Origin of the sequence: Franconibacter sp. IITDAS19 (assembly GCF_023079515.1) — a bacterium.
GTDB classification, from domain to species: domain Bacteria; phylum Pseudomonadota; class Gammaproteobacteria; order Enterobacterales; family Enterobacteriaceae; genus Franconibacter; species Franconibacter pulveris.
The window spans coordinates 240,672-257,179 of record NZ_JALJCP010000008.1 but is presented as its reverse complement, the minus strand read 5'-3'; the positions used below and the strand labels follow the sequence as shown (position 1 = coordinate 257,179).

15 protein-coding genes are annotated in these 16,508 nt (G+C 58.6%); 9 read left to right on the top strand and 6 right to left on the bottom strand.

Annotated elements, in window-relative coordinates:
* The first annotated feature begins 32 nt into the window (after positions 1-32).
* A complete protein-coding gene (locus tag MT962_RS18390; RefSeq protein WP_247366183.1) occupies positions 33-806 on the top strand; it encodes an SDR family oxidoreductase in 774 nt (257 codons plus the stop codon).
* Here the strand turns inward: MT962_RS18390 and MT962_RS18385 are convergent.
* A complete protein-coding gene (locus tag MT962_RS18385; protein WP_024561004.1) occupies positions 797-1,372 on the bottom strand; it encodes a DedA family protein in 576 nt (191 codons plus the stop codon). The two genes, MT962_RS18390 and MT962_RS18385, sit on opposite strands and share 10 nt — an antisense overlap.
* A gap of 167 nt (positions 1,373-1,539) precedes the next feature.
* On the opposite strand from MT962_RS18385, the gene MT962_RS18380 reads away from it, so the two are divergent.
* Positions 1,540-2,127 carry a Yip1 family protein gene (locus tag MT962_RS18380; RefSeq protein WP_024556336.1) on the top strand — a complete coding sequence of 196 codons (588 nt, stop codon included), beginning with the start codon at positions 1,540-1,542 and terminating at the stop codon, positions 2,125-2,127.
* Positions 2,128-2,297: 170 nt separating this feature from the next.
* Positions 2,298-3,245, top strand: a complete 948-nt coding sequence (gene pbpG / locus MT962_RS18375; protein WP_247366182.1) for a D-alanyl-D-alanine endopeptidase — start codon at positions 2,298-2,300, stop codon at positions 3,243-3,245.
* On the opposite strand, the gene MT962_RS18370 is transcribed toward pbpG, so the two are convergent.
* Both MT962_RS18370 and dld read right to left on the bottom strand, forming a co-directional pair.
* Entirely contained in the window at positions 3,242-3,799 is a 558-nt protein-coding gene (locus MT962_RS18370; protein ID WP_024556338.1) for a GNAT family N-acetyltransferase, read from the bottom strand. The two genes, pbpG and MT962_RS18370, sit on opposite strands and share 4 nt — an antisense overlap.
* Before the next feature lie 109 nt (positions 3,800-3,908).
* On the bottom strand, positions 3,909-5,660 hold the full coding sequence (dld, locus tag MT962_RS18365; protein WP_024556339.1) for a D-lactate dehydrogenase: 1,752 nt from the start codon (positions 5,658-5,660) through the stop codon (positions 3,909-3,911).
* Between the two features lie 197 nt (positions 5,661-5,857).
* Between dld and bglX the strand changes: the two genes are divergently transcribed.
* From bglX to MT962_RS18340, 5 genes are all read left to right on the top strand, one after another.
* Positions 5,858-8,155: a beta-glucosidase BglX gene (gene bglX / locus MT962_RS18360; protein WP_024556340.1), complete on the top strand. Its 2,298-nt coding sequence runs from the start codon at positions 5,858-5,860 to the stop codon at positions 8,153-8,155.
* Positions 8,156-8,338: 183 nt separating this feature from the next.
* Positions 8,339-9,250 (top strand): ABC transporter substrate-binding protein, encoded by a 912-nt coding sequence (locus MT962_RS18355; RefSeq protein WP_024556341.1) that lies wholly within the window; start codon positions 8,339-8,341, stop codon positions 9,248-9,250.
* Positions 9,251-9,272: 22 nt separating this feature from the next.
* Positions 9,273-10,430, top strand: a complete 1,158-nt coding sequence (locus MT962_RS18350; RefSeq protein WP_247366181.1) for an ABC transporter permease — start codon at positions 9,273-9,275, stop codon at positions 10,428-10,430.
* Positions 10,423-11,376, top strand: a complete 954-nt coding sequence (locus MT962_RS18345) for an ABC transporter ATP-binding protein (RefSeq protein ID WP_024561006.1) — start codon at positions 10,423-10,425, stop codon at positions 11,374-11,376. Before MT962_RS18350 ends, MT962_RS18345 begins: the two co-directional genes overlap by 8 nt.
* Positions 11,360-12,091 (top strand): ABC transporter permease, encoded by a 732-nt coding sequence (locus MT962_RS18340; RefSeq protein WP_024556344.1) that lies wholly within the window; start codon positions 11,360-11,362, stop codon positions 12,089-12,091. The genes MT962_RS18345 and MT962_RS18340 overlap by 17 nt, the downstream gene beginning before the upstream one ends.
* Here the strand turns inward: MT962_RS18340 and MT962_RS18335 are convergent.
* The 3 genes from MT962_RS18335 to metG form a co-directional block, all read right to left on the bottom strand.
* Positions 12,069-12,179, bottom strand: a complete 111-nt coding sequence (locus tag MT962_RS18335) for a membrane protein (RefSeq protein ID WP_024556345.1) — start codon at positions 12,177-12,179, stop codon at positions 12,069-12,071. The genes MT962_RS18340 and MT962_RS18335 overlap by 23 nt on opposite strands.
* A gap of 58 nt (positions 12,180-12,237) precedes the next feature.
* Entirely contained in the window at positions 12,238-12,984 is a 747-nt protein-coding gene (locus tag MT962_RS18330) for a MerR family transcriptional regulator (protein WP_024556346.1), read from the bottom strand.
* A 139-nt stretch (positions 12,985-13,123) separates the two neighbouring features.
* Complete coding sequence (gene metG, locus MT962_RS18325) at positions 13,124-15,157, bottom strand: methionine--tRNA ligase (protein WP_024556347.1); 2,034 nt, start codon at positions 15,155-15,157, stop codon at positions 13,124-13,126.
* 221 nt (positions 15,158-15,378) lie between these two features.
* On the opposite strand from metG, the gene apbC reads away from it, so the two are divergent.
* On the top strand, positions 15,379-16,488 hold the full coding sequence (apbC, locus tag MT962_RS18320) for an iron-sulfur cluster carrier protein ApbC (protein ID WP_024556348.1): 1,110 nt from the start codon (positions 15,379-15,381) through the stop codon (positions 16,486-16,488).
* The last annotated feature ends 20 nt before the right edge of the window (positions 16,489-16,508 follow it).

Genomic DNA, 16,508 nt, shown 5'->3' with positions numbered 1-16,508 from the left:
TACTCCTTCTATGGAAAACACCGGAGGTCGCAATGAGTTCTGCAAACAAGGTGGCGATTGTTACCGCGTCAGATTCGGGTATAGGCAAGAAGTGCGCGATTTACCTTGCAAAGCAGGGGTATGACGTTGGCATCACCTGGCATAAAGATGACGCCGGGGCGAAGGAGACGGCGAAAGAAGTGGAAAGCTTTGGTCGGCGCGCCGAGCTTATCCAGCTCAACCTGAGCAACCTGCCGGAAGGGGCGAACGCCATTCAGGAGTTGATTGACCGCTTTGGTCGCATTGATGCGCTGGTGAACAACGCTGGCGCCATGAACAAAGCGCCCTTCCTTGAGGTGGATTTCAACGACTGGCAGCAAATATTTACCGTAGACGTGCATGGCGCTTTTCTTTGCTCGCAAATTGCCGCCTGGGCGATGGTGAAGCAGGGGCAGGGCGGTCGTATCGTTAACATCACCTCGGTGCATGAACATACGCCGCTGCCGGAGGCGAGCGCTTACACCGCCGCGAAACATGCGCTTGGCGGTCTGACCAAATCAATGGCGCTGGAGCTTGTTAGTTACAACATACTTGTGAACGCGGTGGCGCCGGGCGCGATTGCGACGCCGATGAACGACATGGATGAAGGGGACGCCGAACCGGGTTCGCTGCCGAACGTGCCGCTGGCGCGTCCGGGCGAGACCAAAGAAATCGCAAGTCTGGTGGCATGGCTTTGTTCTGAAGACGCCAGCTATACCACCGGCCAGTCGTTTATCGTCGATGGCGGCTTTATGCTCGCCAACCCGCAGTTCAAACCTCAGTCCTGATTTTCCCGCCGTCTGCTGCGCCGCTTTAAGAAGAGGCGCAGCAGCACCACAATCGCGACCGCCAATGCCACCCAGATATAATGCTTCAGATGCTGGTCGACACGCGCAAGCCAGGGGGCTATCACCTCGCCGCCCAGGTAGCCAAGCGTGGTGAAAATCAGCGCCCACAGCAGCGCGCCTGCAATATTCAGCGGAATAAACAGCTTCGGCGGCACGCGGCTGGCGCCAATCAATAGCGGGCCGATAACGCGAAAACCATACATAAAGCGCGTGCCGATAACAAACCACACCGGATAACGCAAAATCAGCCGCTGGGCGCGATCGATCTTTTTCTGATGACGTGAGAAGCGCGTCAGCGCGCGGTTGCCGAAGCGGCGGCCGAAAAGGTAAAGCGCCTGATCGCCAATCATGCCGCCAAGCGCCACCGCCAGCACCGCCAGCGGGAACTTAAGCAATCCCTGATGCGCGGCCACCCCGCCTAAAAGCGTAATGGTCTCGCCTTCCGCAAGGCTGCCAATCAGCAGCGCCGCGTAGCCGTACTGGGCAATTAACGCGTTGATATCCATGAGTGTAATCAGCTCTCCTCGTAAGGCTTTCTTTAAAGCATACACCCTGATATTCACTGCGCCTTCAACGAAGGGTCTGCCCGCCTGGAAAATGCGCTCTGTTTATTTTTTAATCGCCGCGTGCGTTATACTTAACAGCGCGTTGCTTAAGCAACTAAGGGGGCTATATGAACCATGTCTGGGGACTCTTCTCCCATCCCGATCGTGAAATGCAAAGTATCCGGCGCGAAAACGAAACCGTTTCGCATCACTACACCCATCATGTTTTGTTAATGGCCGCAATCCCGGTGGTCTGCGCCTTTATCGGCACGACGCAGATTGGCTGGGATTTTGACGATGGCAACATCGTACGGCTCTCGCTCGGCACCGGCTTCGCGCTGGCGATTCTCTTCTACGCGCTGATGCTGGCGGGCGTGGCTGTCATGGGCCGCGTCATCTGGTGGATGGCGCGCAGCCTGCCGCAACGTCCTTCGCTGGCGCGCTGCATGGTCTTTGCCGGCTATGTCGCCACGCCGCTCTTTTTAAGCGGCATAGTGGCGCTTTATCCGGTCGTATGGCTGTGCGCTCTGGTAGGCACCGTTGCGCTGTTTTATACCGGCTATCTGCTTTATGTCGGCATTCCAACCTTCCTTAATATCAACCGGGAAGAGGGGCTTAATTTTTCCGGTTCGACGCTCGCCATCGGCGTGCTGGTACTGGAAGTTCTGCTGGCGTTAACCGTGGTGCTGTGGGGTTACGGCTATCGGCTATTCTGAGGGGGCGCGTTGCTGGCTTCATCGCCAGCAACGTAAGCTTTCGACACGATTCTCCAGTAGCGGTGTAGCGGTACGCCGGAGTATCATGCGGCGCCTGCTGCCGTTATTGATTTTCTAAACGGTTGCGGTGTGCGTCATTACGCTTGTGAATAATAATCTGAACAAACACCATGCCGATAAAATTTCGCCTTTCGCTGTTTACACTGACGCTGATGCTGGCCGCGCCTTTTGCGCCGCAAGCTGTTGCCGCTAAAACGCCCGCCGCCGTAACGGCGGCCCAGCCGGAGATCGCCTCCGGCAGCGCCATGATCATCGATCTTGATACCAATAAGGTGCTCTATTCGAGCCATCCCGATCTGGTTCGCCCGATAGCTTCCATTACCAAAGTGATGACCGCGATGGTGGTTCTGGACGCCCGTCTGCCGCTGGATGAGAAGCTTAAGGTCGACATCAGCCATACGCCGGAAATGAAAGGGGTCTATTCCCGCGTGCGCCTCAATAGCGAAATAAGCCGCAAGAATATGCTGCTGCTGGCGCTGATGTCCTCGGAAAACCGCGCGGCGGCGAGCCTTGCGCACCATTACCCGGGGGGCTATGACGCGTTTATCCGCGCCATGAACGCCAAAGCGAAAGCGCTGGGGATGACGCACACCCGCTATGTGGAGCCTACTGGCCTTTCCATTCATAACGTCTCTACGGCGCGCGACCTGACTAAGCTGTTAATCGCCAGCAAGCAGTATCCGCTGATAGGCCAGCTCAGCACCACGCATGAAGATATGGCGACCTTCTCGAATCCGGCCTATACCCTGCCGTTTCGCAACACTAACCACCTGGTGTATCGCCCGAACTGGAATATTCAGCTGACCAAAACCGGCTTTACTAACGCGGCGGGCCACTGTCTGGTGATGCGTACGGTGATTAAAGGCCGACCGGTGTCGCTGGTGGTCATGGACGCCTTTGGCAAATATACCCACTTTGCCGACGCCAGCCGCCTGCGCACCTGGCTTGAAACCGGCAAGGCGACCCCGGTTCCCGCCTCGGCCCTCAGCTATAAACGGCAAAAAGCGGCGCAGATGGCAAGCAACAGCGCCGCGGGTGGTGACGCCCAGGACGATTAATTGCCCGGCAGCGTCCAGTCGCCTTTATTGAGTGGACGCTGCATGATAAGCGTATCGCGCCAGTCGCCATGCTTGAACCCTACGCTCTTAAGGTGTCCCACCACCTCAAACCCCTGCTGCAGGTGTAAACGATGCGATCCGTGATTGTTCTCGCCATCGCCAATAACGGCAATGATTTGCCGCCAGGGGCCTTGCTCGCAGCGGTGGATTAACGCCGCCAGCAGCTCGCTGCCGATTCCGCGTCCGCGCATACTGTTTTCCACATAAATGGATTCTTCCACCGTATAGCGATAGGCGGGGCGGGAACGGTAAAGGGTAGCGTAACAGTAACCTACCACCACCCCGTGCAGGGTGGCGACCAGCCAGGGCAGCCCCTGACGCTGGATCTGTTGTATGCGTTCGGCCATCTGCACGGCGTCCGGCGCCATCTCTTCAAACGAGGCGCGCCCGTGGCGTACGTGCCAGCCATAAATTGCGGTAATAGCATCTACGTCTTCCGCTGTAACGTCGCGGATTGCTATCTCAGTCGTCGGCAGGATTTCGACAACGGACATATTATGCTCCTTCCCTTGCTGTGTGAGCCGCAGACAAGGCGTCTGCGGCAGGAGCAGTTACTCTAGTATGAAAAATACGCGGAAAACAGCGCGAACGCTGCCGGGAGCACTATATCGCCCCAGTTTTCTCAGCACCTTCAGAGCCTGTAGCCTCTTCACCCCAGTATTTCTGTTTGCTGGTCTTGCCGATGCCGGGATTCATGCTGTTTGTCGGATCGTTCGCCTTATAAAATTGTTTTAAGCTCGCCGGAGCTTCATAAAGGTGGCCAACGTTATGTTCGGCAGGGTATTGCGCGCCGCGCTCGCGCAGCAGGGCGAGCATCTGCTCTTTAAGCTCATGCACATCCACCCCTTTTTTCACAATGTAATCCTGGTGGAAAACGTGGCAGAAAAAGTGGCCATAGTAGAGCTTATGCACCAGCTTGCTGTCGATTTCCGGCGGCAGGGTTTCAAACCAGTCGGTATCGTTACGCCGCAGGGCGATATCCAGCGCCAGAATATCCTCCACTTCATCGGCATGTACCGCGTGGTAGCGCACCGCCGCGCCCGCCGCCGCGAAGCGGTGCAGGAACGCTTTACTGCCTTCTTCCGCCGTACAGGCGAACACGTCGCCTTCGGCGGTTTTGAAATAGTCCGCCAGCCAGTCGCGCGCTTCGGTAATGCCGTCGCCCGCCATTTTCAGCAGCAGATGATGTTCATATTTATCCCGCCAGCTTTTCATGCGCGGCGGTAAATGGCGCGGGAAGAGATTGCCAAGCGTCTGCATCACGCGGTCGGTGAAGTGCGGCTTCACGAACGGCACCCTTTCCAGCCAGGCGTCGGTGCGGCCTTTGGCGGTAAAGAAGAACGGCATTTTGTCGGTCCCGAGCTTGTCTATCATCAGGAACGTGTCTTTGCCGTAACGCTCGGCGATGTCATAGATGTCGCGATGCATGTATTCGCCGGCCACCGGCAGGTTTTTAAAGTTCGCCAGAATATGGCGGCGAATTTCGGTCAGCACTTCCGGCTGGTTGGTGCCGATATAAAAGACCCCCTGGCGCTTCTCGGCTTCAAACGTGTCCAGACGCACGGCGAAAACCGCCAGCTTGCCGGCGCAGCCCGAGGCTTCAAACAGGCGATCCGGATCGGCGTTGTAGCGCGCCGGAGTGTCAGCCTCAATGTTGCGCACGCGCTCGATATAGTGATGATCCGACGCCTGGCGGTTGTCATAGCGCACCGCGTCCTCTTTCAGGCGATCGTCATCCAGTGCGCCGAGGATCTGCTCCGGCGTCGCGCCCAGATCGATGCCAAGATGGTTGACCAGGTGCAGTTTCCCTTGCGCGTCGATTTGCGCGTAAAGCGACATTTCAGTATAAGCGGGGCCGCGATGCACCAGCGCGCCGCCGGAGTTATTGCAAATCCCGCCAATCACCGACGCGCCGATGCAGGAGGAACCGATCACCGAGTGCGGCTCGCGCCCGAGCGGCTTCAGGGCTTTTTCCAGCTGATAGAGGGTGGTGCCGGGGTAAGCCAGAACCTGTTTGCCGTTATCCAGCAAGTGCAGTTTGTCCAGGCGCAGCGTACTGATAATGACGATTTCACGGTCATAGTCGTTGCCGTTCGGCGTGGAGCCTTCCGTCAGGCCGGTATTGGCCGCCTGCATAAGAATAATTTTGTCATGTTGCACGCAGGCGTTCAGAACGCGCCATAATTCGAGCAGCGTACCCGGAAAAACCACGGCCAGCGCGTCGCCCTGGCCTGAGCGGAAGCCTTTGCGATAGCGGGCGGTTTTCGCCGGGTCGGTCAACAGTTGGTTGGCGCCAACGAGACGGGTTAATTCGGTGATAAAGGGATGCGGATTGTGCTGTGCGCTAAGGGACATGTTCCACTCCTTGTGGCGGGTAAAAATCATCGTCTCTAAGCATAGCGCTGAATTTGGTCAGGAGTCTTAAAACGTCGAAAAATCAGCGTACAAATCGAGAGGAATCTTCTTACCTTGTTATGCTTATGGCACACTGCGTGTCTGATTTTCACCGCCTCGGTTCGCGAGGCGGATGTTTACCTAAGAGAGTTAATCCTATGAAATGGCTTTGTTCTGTAGGTGTGGCCGTAAGCCTTGCGCTGCAACCGGCTCTGGCTTCCGATATGTTCGGCAACCACCCGCTGACGCCCGAAGCGCGGGATGCGTTTGTAACCGATTTGCTCAAAAAAATGACGGTCGATGAGAAAATCGGCCAGTTGCGGTTAATCAGCGTCGGTCCGGATACCCCAAAAGAAGCCGTTCGAGAAATGATTAAAAATGGCCAGGTGGGGGCGATTTTCAACACCGTCACCCGCCCGGATATTCGCGTGATGCAGGACCAGGTGATGGAACTGAGCCGCACCAAAATTCCGCTCTTCTTCGCCTATGACGTCGTGCACGGCCAGCGCACCGTTTTCCCGATTAGCCTTGGCCTCGCTTCCACCTTTAACCTGGAGACGGTGAAAAATGTAGGCCGCGTTTCTGCCTATGAAGCGGCGGACGACGGCCTGAACATGACCTGGGCGCCGATGGTGGACGTTTCGCGCGACCCGCGCTGGGGCCGCGGCTCGGAAGGATTTGGCGAAGACACTTACCTTACCGCCATGATGGGCAAAACTATGGTTGAGGCGATGCAGGGCAAAAGCCCGGCGGACCGCTACTCGGTCATGACCAGCGTGAAGCACTTCGCCGCCTACGGCGCGGTGGAAGGGGGGAAAGAGTACAACACGGTAGACATGAGTCCGCAGCGCCTTTTCAATGACTACATGCCGCCTTACAAAACGGCGCTGGACGCGGGCAGCGGCGGGGTGATGATAGCCCTTAACTCGCTGAACGGTTCGCCTGCCTCCTCCGACCCGTGGTTGCTTAAAGATCTGCTGCGCGGCGAGTGGGGCTTTAAGGGCATCACCATTTCCGATCATGGCGCTATTAAAGAACTCATCAAGCACGGTACTGCCTCCGACCCGGAAGACGCGGTGCGCGTGGCGATTAAATCGGGCGTCGACATGAGCATGGCCGACGAGTACTACAGCAAGTATTTGCCGAACCTTATCAAGAGCGGAAAAGTCACCATGGCGGAGCTGGACGAAGCCGCCCGCCATGTGCTGAACGTAAAATATGATATGGGCCTGTTTAACGACCCCTACAGCCACCTCGGGCCGAAAGCGTCCGACCCGCAGGACACCAATGCGGAGAGCCGCCTGCACCGTGACGACGCCCGCAAGGTGGCGCGTGAAAGCATGGTGCTGCTGAAAAACCGTCTTGAAACGCTGCCGCTGAAAAAATCGGGCACCATCGCGCTCGTCGGGCCGCTTGCCGACAGCAAGCGCGATATCATGGGCAGCTGGTCCGCCGCGGGCGTGGTCGATCAGTCCGTGACCCTGCTGACCGGGATGCAAAATGCGGTGGGCGACAAGGCGAAAATCATCTACGCCAGGGGCGCCAACCTGACCAACGATAAAGACATCGTCGCCTTCCTCAACAAATATGAAGAGGCGGTAAAGGTGGACGAGCGCACGCCACAGGCGATGATTGACGAAGCGGTGAAAGCGGCTGAGCAGGCGGATGTGGTAGTGGCCGCTGTGGGCGAGGCGCAGGGCATGGCGCATGAAGCGTCGAGCCGCACCGACCTTACTATTCCGCAAAGCCAGCGCGACCTGATAGCGGCCCTGAAAGCGACCGGCAAGCCGCTGGTGCTGGTGCTGATGAACGGCCGCCCGCTGGCGCTGGTGAAAGAGAACCAGCAGGCGGACGCCATTCTGGAAACCTGGTTTGCGGGCACTGAAGGCGGCAACGCTATCGCCGACGTGCTGTTCGGCGACTACAACCCTTCCGGCAAGCTGCCGATGTCCTTCCCGCGCTCCGTCGGGCAGATCCCGGTTTACTACAGCCACCTGAACACCGGTCGCCCGTATAACCCGGAGAACCCCAACAAATACACCTCGCGCTACTTTGACGAAGCCAATGGTCCGCTTTATCCGTTCGGTTACGGCCTGAGCTACACCACTTTCAGCGTCTCTGACGTGAAGCTCTCCGCACCGACCATGAAGCGCGACGGCAGCATTACCGCAAGCGTCACGGTCACTAACACCGGCAAACGGGAAGGGGCGACGGCGGTGCAAATGTATCTGCAGGACGTGACCGCCTCTATCAGCCGTCCGGTCAAGCAGCTGCGCGGCTTTGAGAAAGTGACGTTGAAGCCTGGCGAAAGCCAGACCGTCAGCTTCCCGATTGACGTCGAAGCGCTGAAGTTCTGGAATGCGCGCATGAAGTACGACGCCGAGCCGGGCAAATTCAACGTCTTCATCGGGCTGGATTCCGCCCGCGTGAAGCAGGGCGCTTTCGAGTTGCTTTAATTTCACGCTCAACGTTAAGGCCGGTTAATCCGGCCTTTTTTATTGCGGTTTTTCAGCGATATAACCGCTTCGTCTAACCTGAAACCGCAAATTATGAGCTGAAAATATCTTCCCGTGCGATTCTCAACTACGCTTTTTGCAAAGCCCCGAATCCAGGGGAGACAATAACAAAGAGGAATCGACATGAAATCACTTCAGCAATGGAGCGCGGCAGGACTGCTGATGCTGGCTGCGAGCGCGCAGGCGGCGGAGCCGGTCAAGGTTGGCTCTAAAATCGACACCGAAGGCGCGTTGCTCGGCAACATCATTTTGCAGGTGCTGGAAAGCCACGGCGTTAAAACCGTTAATAAGGTCCAGCTTGGCACGACGCCTGTCGTGCGCGGCGCTATTACGTCCGGCGAGCTGGATATCTACCCGGAGTACACCGGCAACGGCGCTTTCTTTTTCAAAGATGAAAACGACCCGGCGTGGAAGAACGCGCAGCAGGGCTATGAAAAAGTGAAAAAGCTCGACCAGCAGCAAAATAAGCTGACCTGGCTTGCCGCGGCGCCCGCTAATAACACCTGGACCATCGCCGTGCGCGACGATCTGGCGAAGAAAAACAAGCTTACGTCCCTTGACGATTTAAGCCGCTACCTGAAAGCGGGCGGCGACTTTAAGCTCGCCGCGTCGGCGGAATTTATCGAACGCCCCGACGCGCTGCCTGCGTTTGAAAAAGCCTACGGGTTTGATCTTAAGCAGAACCAGCTGCTGTCGCTCGCCGGCGGCGACACGGCGGTGACCATTAAAGCCGCCGCGCAGCAAACGTCCGGCGTTAACGCGGCGATGGCCTACGGCACCGACGGCCCGGTCGCGGCGCTGGGGCTGCAAACGTTGACCGACCCGAAAGGCGTTCAGCCTATTTACGCGCCGGCGCCGGTCGTACGCGATGCGGTGCTGAAAGCCTATCCGGAACTGCCGACGTGGCTGGACCCGGTTTTCGCGTCGCTGGATGAAAAAACGCTGCAGAAGCTTAACGCCAGCATCGCGGTGGAAGGGCTGGATGCGAAAAAAGTGGCGGCGGATTACCTGAAACAGAAAGGCTTCGTGAAGTAAGCGAACGTACAAGGAACGGCTTTTGTCTTTACGCTGCTATAACCGGGTGGCGCTGCTGTTGGCTTTACTGCTGGCCGCAGCCGCCCTGTTGCCCATTCTTACTTACGCGCCGAACCGGCTGGTCTCCGGCGCCGCCTTAAGTTTGCCGCAGGCTTTTCCCGCTTTTTATGGCGGGCTCGCGATACCCGTGGCGCTGCTCTTGGTCCTCGCTTTTACGCCGGGCCGGGCGGCGCTCGCGGCAACGCTTGGGGTCTCGCAATTGCTTTTTATCCTGCTGTTGTTTCTCGGCGGCGCGTCGGCGACCAGGCTTGCGCAGGAGGGCAGCGCGCTGGCGCGCACCTCATTTGGCAGCGGGCTGTGGTTGATGCTCGCGCTGACGCTTTTACTGTGCAGCGACGCTATTGCCCGGCTGACGACGCGGCCGCTGCGGCGCTGGCTGCTGCAAGCGCAGCTCTGGATTATTCCCACCTTCTTGCTGCTGTCTGGTCACTTTCACGATCTGTCGCTGCTAAAAGAGTATGCCAACCGTCAGGATGTTTTTAATGACGCGCTGGCGCGCCACCTTACGTTGCTTTTCGGCACGCTTATCCCGGGGCTGCTTTTCGGCGTGCCGCTGGGACTTGCGGCTTATCGCAACCGACGCCTGCGACCCGCCATCTTCGGCGTGCTGAATGTGATTCAGACGGTGCCTTCGGTCGCACTGTTTGGCTTGCTTATCGCGCCGCTCGCCGGGCTTGCGCGGGCGCTGCCCTGGCTTGGCGAACTGGGCGTTTCCGGCATCGGCATGGCGCCGGCGCTGATTGCGCTGGTGCTCTACGCGCTGCTGCCGCTGGCAAGGAGCGTGGTGGCGGGCTTGAATCAGGTGCCGGAGACGGTGCGCGAAAGCGCGCGCGGCATGGGCATGACCCGCAGCCAGATATTCTGGCAGGTAGAAGTTATGCTGGCGCTGCCGGTGCTGCTGCGCGGCCTGAAGGTGGTGGCAGTGCAAACTGTCGGCATGGCAGTGGTAGCGGCGCTTATCGGCGCAGGCGGCTTCGGCGCGCTGGTCTTCCAGGGGCTGCTCAGCAGCGCCCTTGATTTAGTGTTGCTCGGCGTGATCCCGACGATCGCGCTGGCGGTTATTGTGGATGCGCTATTTAACCTGCTGATCGCAGGGCTGGAGGCGAAGCGCCATGATTGAGTTTGATAACGTCAGTAAATATTTTCAGGGCCAGCCTGCGGTAAAAGATCTGTCGCTCACCTTTCGCGAAGGCGCGTTTTCGGTGCTTGTGGGCACCTCCGGGTCCGGCAAATCCACTACGCTCAAGATGATCAACCGGCTGGTGGAACACGATGAAGGGCGCATACGCTTTGCGGGCGAGGAGATCCGCCGCTTTTCGCCCGAGAGCCTGCGCAGGCGGATGGGCTACGCCATTCAGTCTATCGGCCTCTTTCCCCATTGGACGGTGGCGCAGAATATCGCCACCGTACCGCAGTTGCTGAAATGGCCGAAGGCGCGCATCAACTCGCGGGTGGATGAACTGCTCGACCTGCTGGGCCTGGCGCCGGATGCGTTTCGCCATCGCGCGCCTCATGAGCTCTCCGGCGGACAGCAGCAGCGCGTCGGCGTGGCGCGGGCGCTGGCGGCGGACCCGGAAGTCTTGCTGATGGACGAGCCCTTCGGCGCGCTCGACCCGGTCACCCGCAGTGCGCTGCAGCAGGAGATGCGCCGCATTCACCGGCTGCTTGGCCGCACTATCGTGCTGGTGACGCATGATATCGACGAGGCGCTGTTGCTGGCGGAACATCTGGTGGTGATGGATAAAGGCCAGGTGGTGCAGCAGGGAAAACCGCTGGAGATATTACTGCGCCCCGCCAACGGCTTCGTCAGCGACTTTTTTGGCCGCAGCGAACGCGGCGTGCGGCTGCTCTCTTTGCGCACGGTGGGCGACGCGATGAGGCCCGGCGTTTGCGCCGGAGACGCTATTGAGCAAAGCCTCTCCCTGCGCGAGGCGCTGTCCGTTTTTGTCGAACGTCAGAGTGAACAGCTGCCTGTGCTATCCGCGCCGGGCAAACCCGCAGGCGTGCTGCATTTTCGCGATCTGCTGAAAGACGAGCGGGAGAACGCCGATGCGCCGCTATCTTGATCCGCTGTTATGGCTTATTGCGACTTACGTTGCGCTGCTTTTCCTGCTACCGCACAGCGGCGCGCTGTTTGGCTGGCTGTTCCCTGAACAGCCGCGTCCGCTCTATCAGCAGGAAAGTTTCGTCACGCTGACGCTGGCGCATCTGCTGCTGGTGGGCGTTTCAAGTCTGGCGGCGACGCTTCTCGGCGTGGGGCTTGGCGTGGCGGTCACGCGCCCGGCCGGGGCGGAATTCCGCCAACTGGTGGAGACCATCGCGGCGGCGGGGCAAACTTTTCCCCCGGTGGCGGTGCTTGCTATCGCGGTACCGGTAATGGGCTTTGGCCGCGAGCCTGCGATCATCGCGCTTATCCTCTACGGGCTGCTGCCAGTGCTACAGGGCACCCTTGCCGGGCTTGCCAGCGTGCCGCAAGGCGTAAAAGAGGTGGCGAAAGGGGTGGGCATGAGCGATACGCAGCGTCTGTTTAAGGTTGAGTTGCCGCTCGCCGCGCCGGTGATACTGGCGGGGATTCGCACCTCTACGATTGTAAATATCGGCACCGCCGCCATTGCCTCTACCGTGGGGGCGAATACGCTTGGCACGCCAATCATCATGGGCTTAAGCGGTTTTAACACCGCTTATGTGGTGCAGGGAGCGATTCTGGTAGGGCTGGCGGCGATTATCGTCGACCGCGCCTTTGACCGGCTGGAGCGGGTTATGACACGGAATGCAGGATAATTGTGTAGCCTGCCAGCATTACGCCGCCGATACCGCCAATGGCCATGAGGACCATGCCTGTGACCAGGCTCATTCTGACTAATTTCATCCTGTGCTCCTTTGTTAGCCGGATGATTATAAGGTGAAGCGGGGCTGTTAATGAACCCTTAAATGGCGCTCAGCTCATGCAACGGGATCAGCGCATGGCCCTTTTCGCGCCAACGTTCGAGCTGGACGAGCATCTGCTGGTTTGGCGCTTCGCCGCACCATACCAGCAACGTTCTGCCGTTAAAGGTCTCCGGGCGTAACTGCGAAAGGGGATTGGCCAACACATCAACGCGCCAGCCTTGCTGCGCGGCGACCCACGCCGCAAGCCACAGTCGCGTACCGTCGTTAACATTCCATCCCACCACCAGCGCGTCTTTGCCGGGCTTCTTGCGTGAGGAGTTAAGGCACAGGGCGATGTAGTTAATAAGCGCGCCGTCAAGCAGGCTCAGCAGCGCCAGCAGCGTGCCTTGCTGGCACTGCAGGCGGCGGCGAAGCGGGTTAAAAAGATGGTTGACCAGCGCATCGGCGGGATAATCGCGCCCGATGTCGCTTATCCAGTGGCGCAGTTGAGCGGGGCTGCCTTCGCGCAGCAGGTGCAACAACGCTTCCTGGCGCTCGCGCCAGCCGTCATCGTGGGCGTCCTGGGTTTCGCTGCTGAGCAAGGCTTTGACTTTACTGACCTGAACGCCGTTATCGATCCAGTGTTTGATTTCGCGGATGCGGTCAATATCCTGGTCGTTGAATAACCGGTGACCGCCGTCCGTTCGCTGCGGTTTGAGCAGGCCATAACGCCTTTGCCACGCGCGTAAGGTGACAGGATTGACCTCACAAAGTTCCGCCACTTCACCGATGGTGTAAAGCGCCATATTGGTTTCTCGTTTCGCCCGGGACACCCCTCTTTAACTGTAGACGGTTGTTTGTGTACCAGGAAAAAAGCTTAATTTTTTGTAAGAAGTGCCAAAAAAGCGCCTCCGGAATGGGGGCGCTGGCAAGAATGTGACGGTTTTATTTCACCTGTTGACCAGGTTGCGCGCCGCTGTCCGGGCTCAGCAGGAAGATATCTTTCCCGCCGGGGCCTGCGGCCATCACCATGCCTTCAGAAATGCCGAAGCGCATTTTACGCGGCGCAAGGTTCGCCACCATCACCGTCAGACGGCCAATCAGCGCCTGCGGGTCCGGATAGGCGGAGCGGATGCCGGAGAAGACGTTGCGCTTCTCGCCGCCAAGATCCAGCGTCAGGCGCAGCAGCTTGTCGGATCCTTCCACAAACTCGGCGTTTTCAATCAGCGCAACGCGCAGATCCACTTTGGCGAAATCGTCAAAGCTGATGGTTTCCTGGATAGGATCGTCCGCCAGCGGGCCGGTTACCGGGGCCGCCGCCGCTTTCACTTCTTCTTTGGACGCGTCCACCAGGGCTTCCACCTGCTTCATATCAATACGGTTATAGAGCGCTTTAAAGCTGTTGACTTTGTGGTTCAACAGCGGCTCGGCCACGGCGTTCCACTCAAGTGTGGTATTGAGGAAGGCTTCTGCGCGCTCGCTCAGGGAAGGCAGCACCGGCTTGAGGTAGGTCATCAGCACGCGGAACAGGTTAATGCCCATGGAGCAGATAGCCTGCAGGTCAGCGTCGCGGCCTTCCTGCTTCGCCACGACCCACGGCGCCTGCTCATCGACATAGCGGTTAGCGAGATCGGCAAGCGCCATGATTTCGCGGATAGCCTTACCAAACTCGCGGCTCTCCCACGCCTCGCCAATCACCGACGCGGCGTCGGTAAAGGTTTTGTAGAGCGCCGGGTCGGCCAGTTCAGCCGCCAGCTCGCCGTCAAAACGTTTGGCGATAAAGCCTGCGTTGCGCGACGCCAGGTTCACCACTTTGTTAACGATGTCGGCATTCACGCGCTGCACGAAATCTTCCAGGTTCAGGTCGATGTCGTCGATGCGGGAAGAGAGCTTCGCCGCATAGTAGTAGCGCAGGCTGTCGGCGTCGAAATGGTTCAGCCAGGTGCTGGCCTTGATGAAGGTGCCGCGCGATTTAGACATCTTCGCACCGTTCACCGTCACGTAGCCGTGAACGAACAGGTTGGTCGGCTTACGGAAACCGCTGCCTTCCAGCATTGCCGGCCAGAACAGGCTGTGGAAGTAGACGATATCTTTACCGATAAAGTGATACAGCTCGGCGTCGGACTCTTTCTTCCAGTACGCATCGAAGCTTTCGGTATCGCCGCGCTTGTCGCACAGGTTTTTGAACGAACCCATGTAGCCAATCGGCGCGTCGAGCCAGACGTAGAAATATTTGCCCGGCGCGTTCGGGATCTCAAAACCGAAATACGGCGCGTCGCGGGAGATATCCCACTGCTGCAGGCCGGATTCAAACCACTCCTGCATTTTGTTCGCCACCTGCTCCTGCAGCGCGCCGCTGCGGGTCCACGCCTGCAGCATTTCGCTAAAGGAGGGCAGGTCGAAGAAGAAGTGCTCAGATTCACGCATCACCGGCGTCGCGCCGGAGACCACCGACTTCGGCTCGATAAGCTCGGTCGGGCTGTAGGTAGCGCCGCACACTTCGCAGTTATCGCCATACTGATCCGGCGATTTGCAGCGCGGGCAGGTGCCTTTTACGAAACGGTCCGGCAGGAACATCCCTTTTTCCGGATCGTAAAGCTGGGAGATGGTGCGGTTTTTAATAAAACCGTTCTCCTTCAGGCGTGAGTAGATAAGCTCCGACAGCTCGCGGTTTTCGTCGCTGTGGGTGGAGTGATAGTTGTCGTAACTGATGTTGAAGCCAGCAAAATCGGTCTGATGCTCCTGGCTCATTTCGGCAATCATCTGCTCGGGGGTAACGCCAAGCTGCTGGGCTTTGAGCATGATTGGCGTGCCGTGGGCATCGTCCGCGCAGATAAAATTCACCTGATGGCCGCGCATTCGCTGGTAACGCACCCAGACATCAGCCTGGATGTGCTCCAGCATATGACCGAGGTGAATGGAGCCGTTGGCGTACGGCAGCGCGCACGTTACCAGAATTTTTTTTGCGACCTGATCCATAGTGAATATTGCATCTTCAGTTGTAAAAAGGGCTTTCGATGTTACCCGAAAAGGGGCGCGTTGGGTATGCAAAGCGAGGGGAAAATGCGTCGCGGCGTGCCTTGCGGGCGATGTTATCCTCGACGCGGCACTTTTTTCTCTCCAGACCCTGGCGCATTCTTTGGTATGCTTAACAAATTCGTAGCACAACCCCAGAACAAGCCTAAAACAAAGGAGACGGGATGAGTTCGCAATCCCAGACCACTTCACCGGAAGCCCTGCGCGCCATGGTTGCCGGGACGCTGGCCAATTTTCAACACCCGACTTTGAAGCACAACCTCACGGCGCTGAAAGCGTTGCACCATGTGGCATGGCTCGACGATACCATTCACATCGAGCTGCAAATGCCCTTCGCCTGGAACAGCGCTTTTGAAGATCTCAAAGAGCAATGCAGCGCCGAACTGCTGCGCATGACTGGTGCGAAAGCTATCGACTGGAAGCTTTCTCACAGCATCGCCACCTTAAAGCGAGTGAAAAACCAGCCGGGCGTGAACGGCGTGAAAAATATCATCGCCGTCAGCTCCGGCAAGGGCGGGGTGGGGAAATCCTCCACTGCCGTTAACCTGGCGCTGGCGCTTATTGCGGAAGGGGCGAAAGTCGGCATTCTTGATGCCGATATCTACGGTCCGTCCGTGCCGACGATGCTTGGCGCGGAAGGACAACGCCCGACGTCGCCGGACGGCACGCACATGGCGCCGATCGTGGCGCATGGGCTTGCCACTAACTCCATCGGCTATCTGGTCACCGACGACAACGCCATGGTGTGGCGCGGGCCGATGGCGAGCAAAGCGCTGATGCAGCTGCTCCAGGAAACCATGTGGCCGGATCTCGACTATCTGGTGCTGGATATGCCGCCGGGCACGGGCGACATTCAGCTGACGCTTGCGCAGAATATTCCGGTCACCGGCGCGGTGGTAGTGACAACGCCGCAGGATATCGCGCTGATCGACGCCAAAAAAGGCATCGTGATGTTCGAAAAGGTAGAAGTGCCGGTGCTCGGCGTCGTCGAGAACATGAGCATGCACATTTGCAGCAACTGCGGCCACCACGAGCCGATTTTCGGCACCGGCGGCGCGCAGAAGCTGGCGGAAACCTACCATACGCAGCTGCTCGGCCAGCTGCCGCTGCACATTTCGCTGCGTGAAGATCTCGATAACGGCACGCCGACCGTTATCGCCCGTCCGGACAGCGAGTTCACCACCCTCTACCGCCAGCTGGCGGGACGCGTGGCGGCTCAGCTTTACTGGCAGGGGGAAGTCATCCCCGGCGATATCGCCTTCCGCGCGGTGTAACCTTCGCGGCTGCCCTGGCT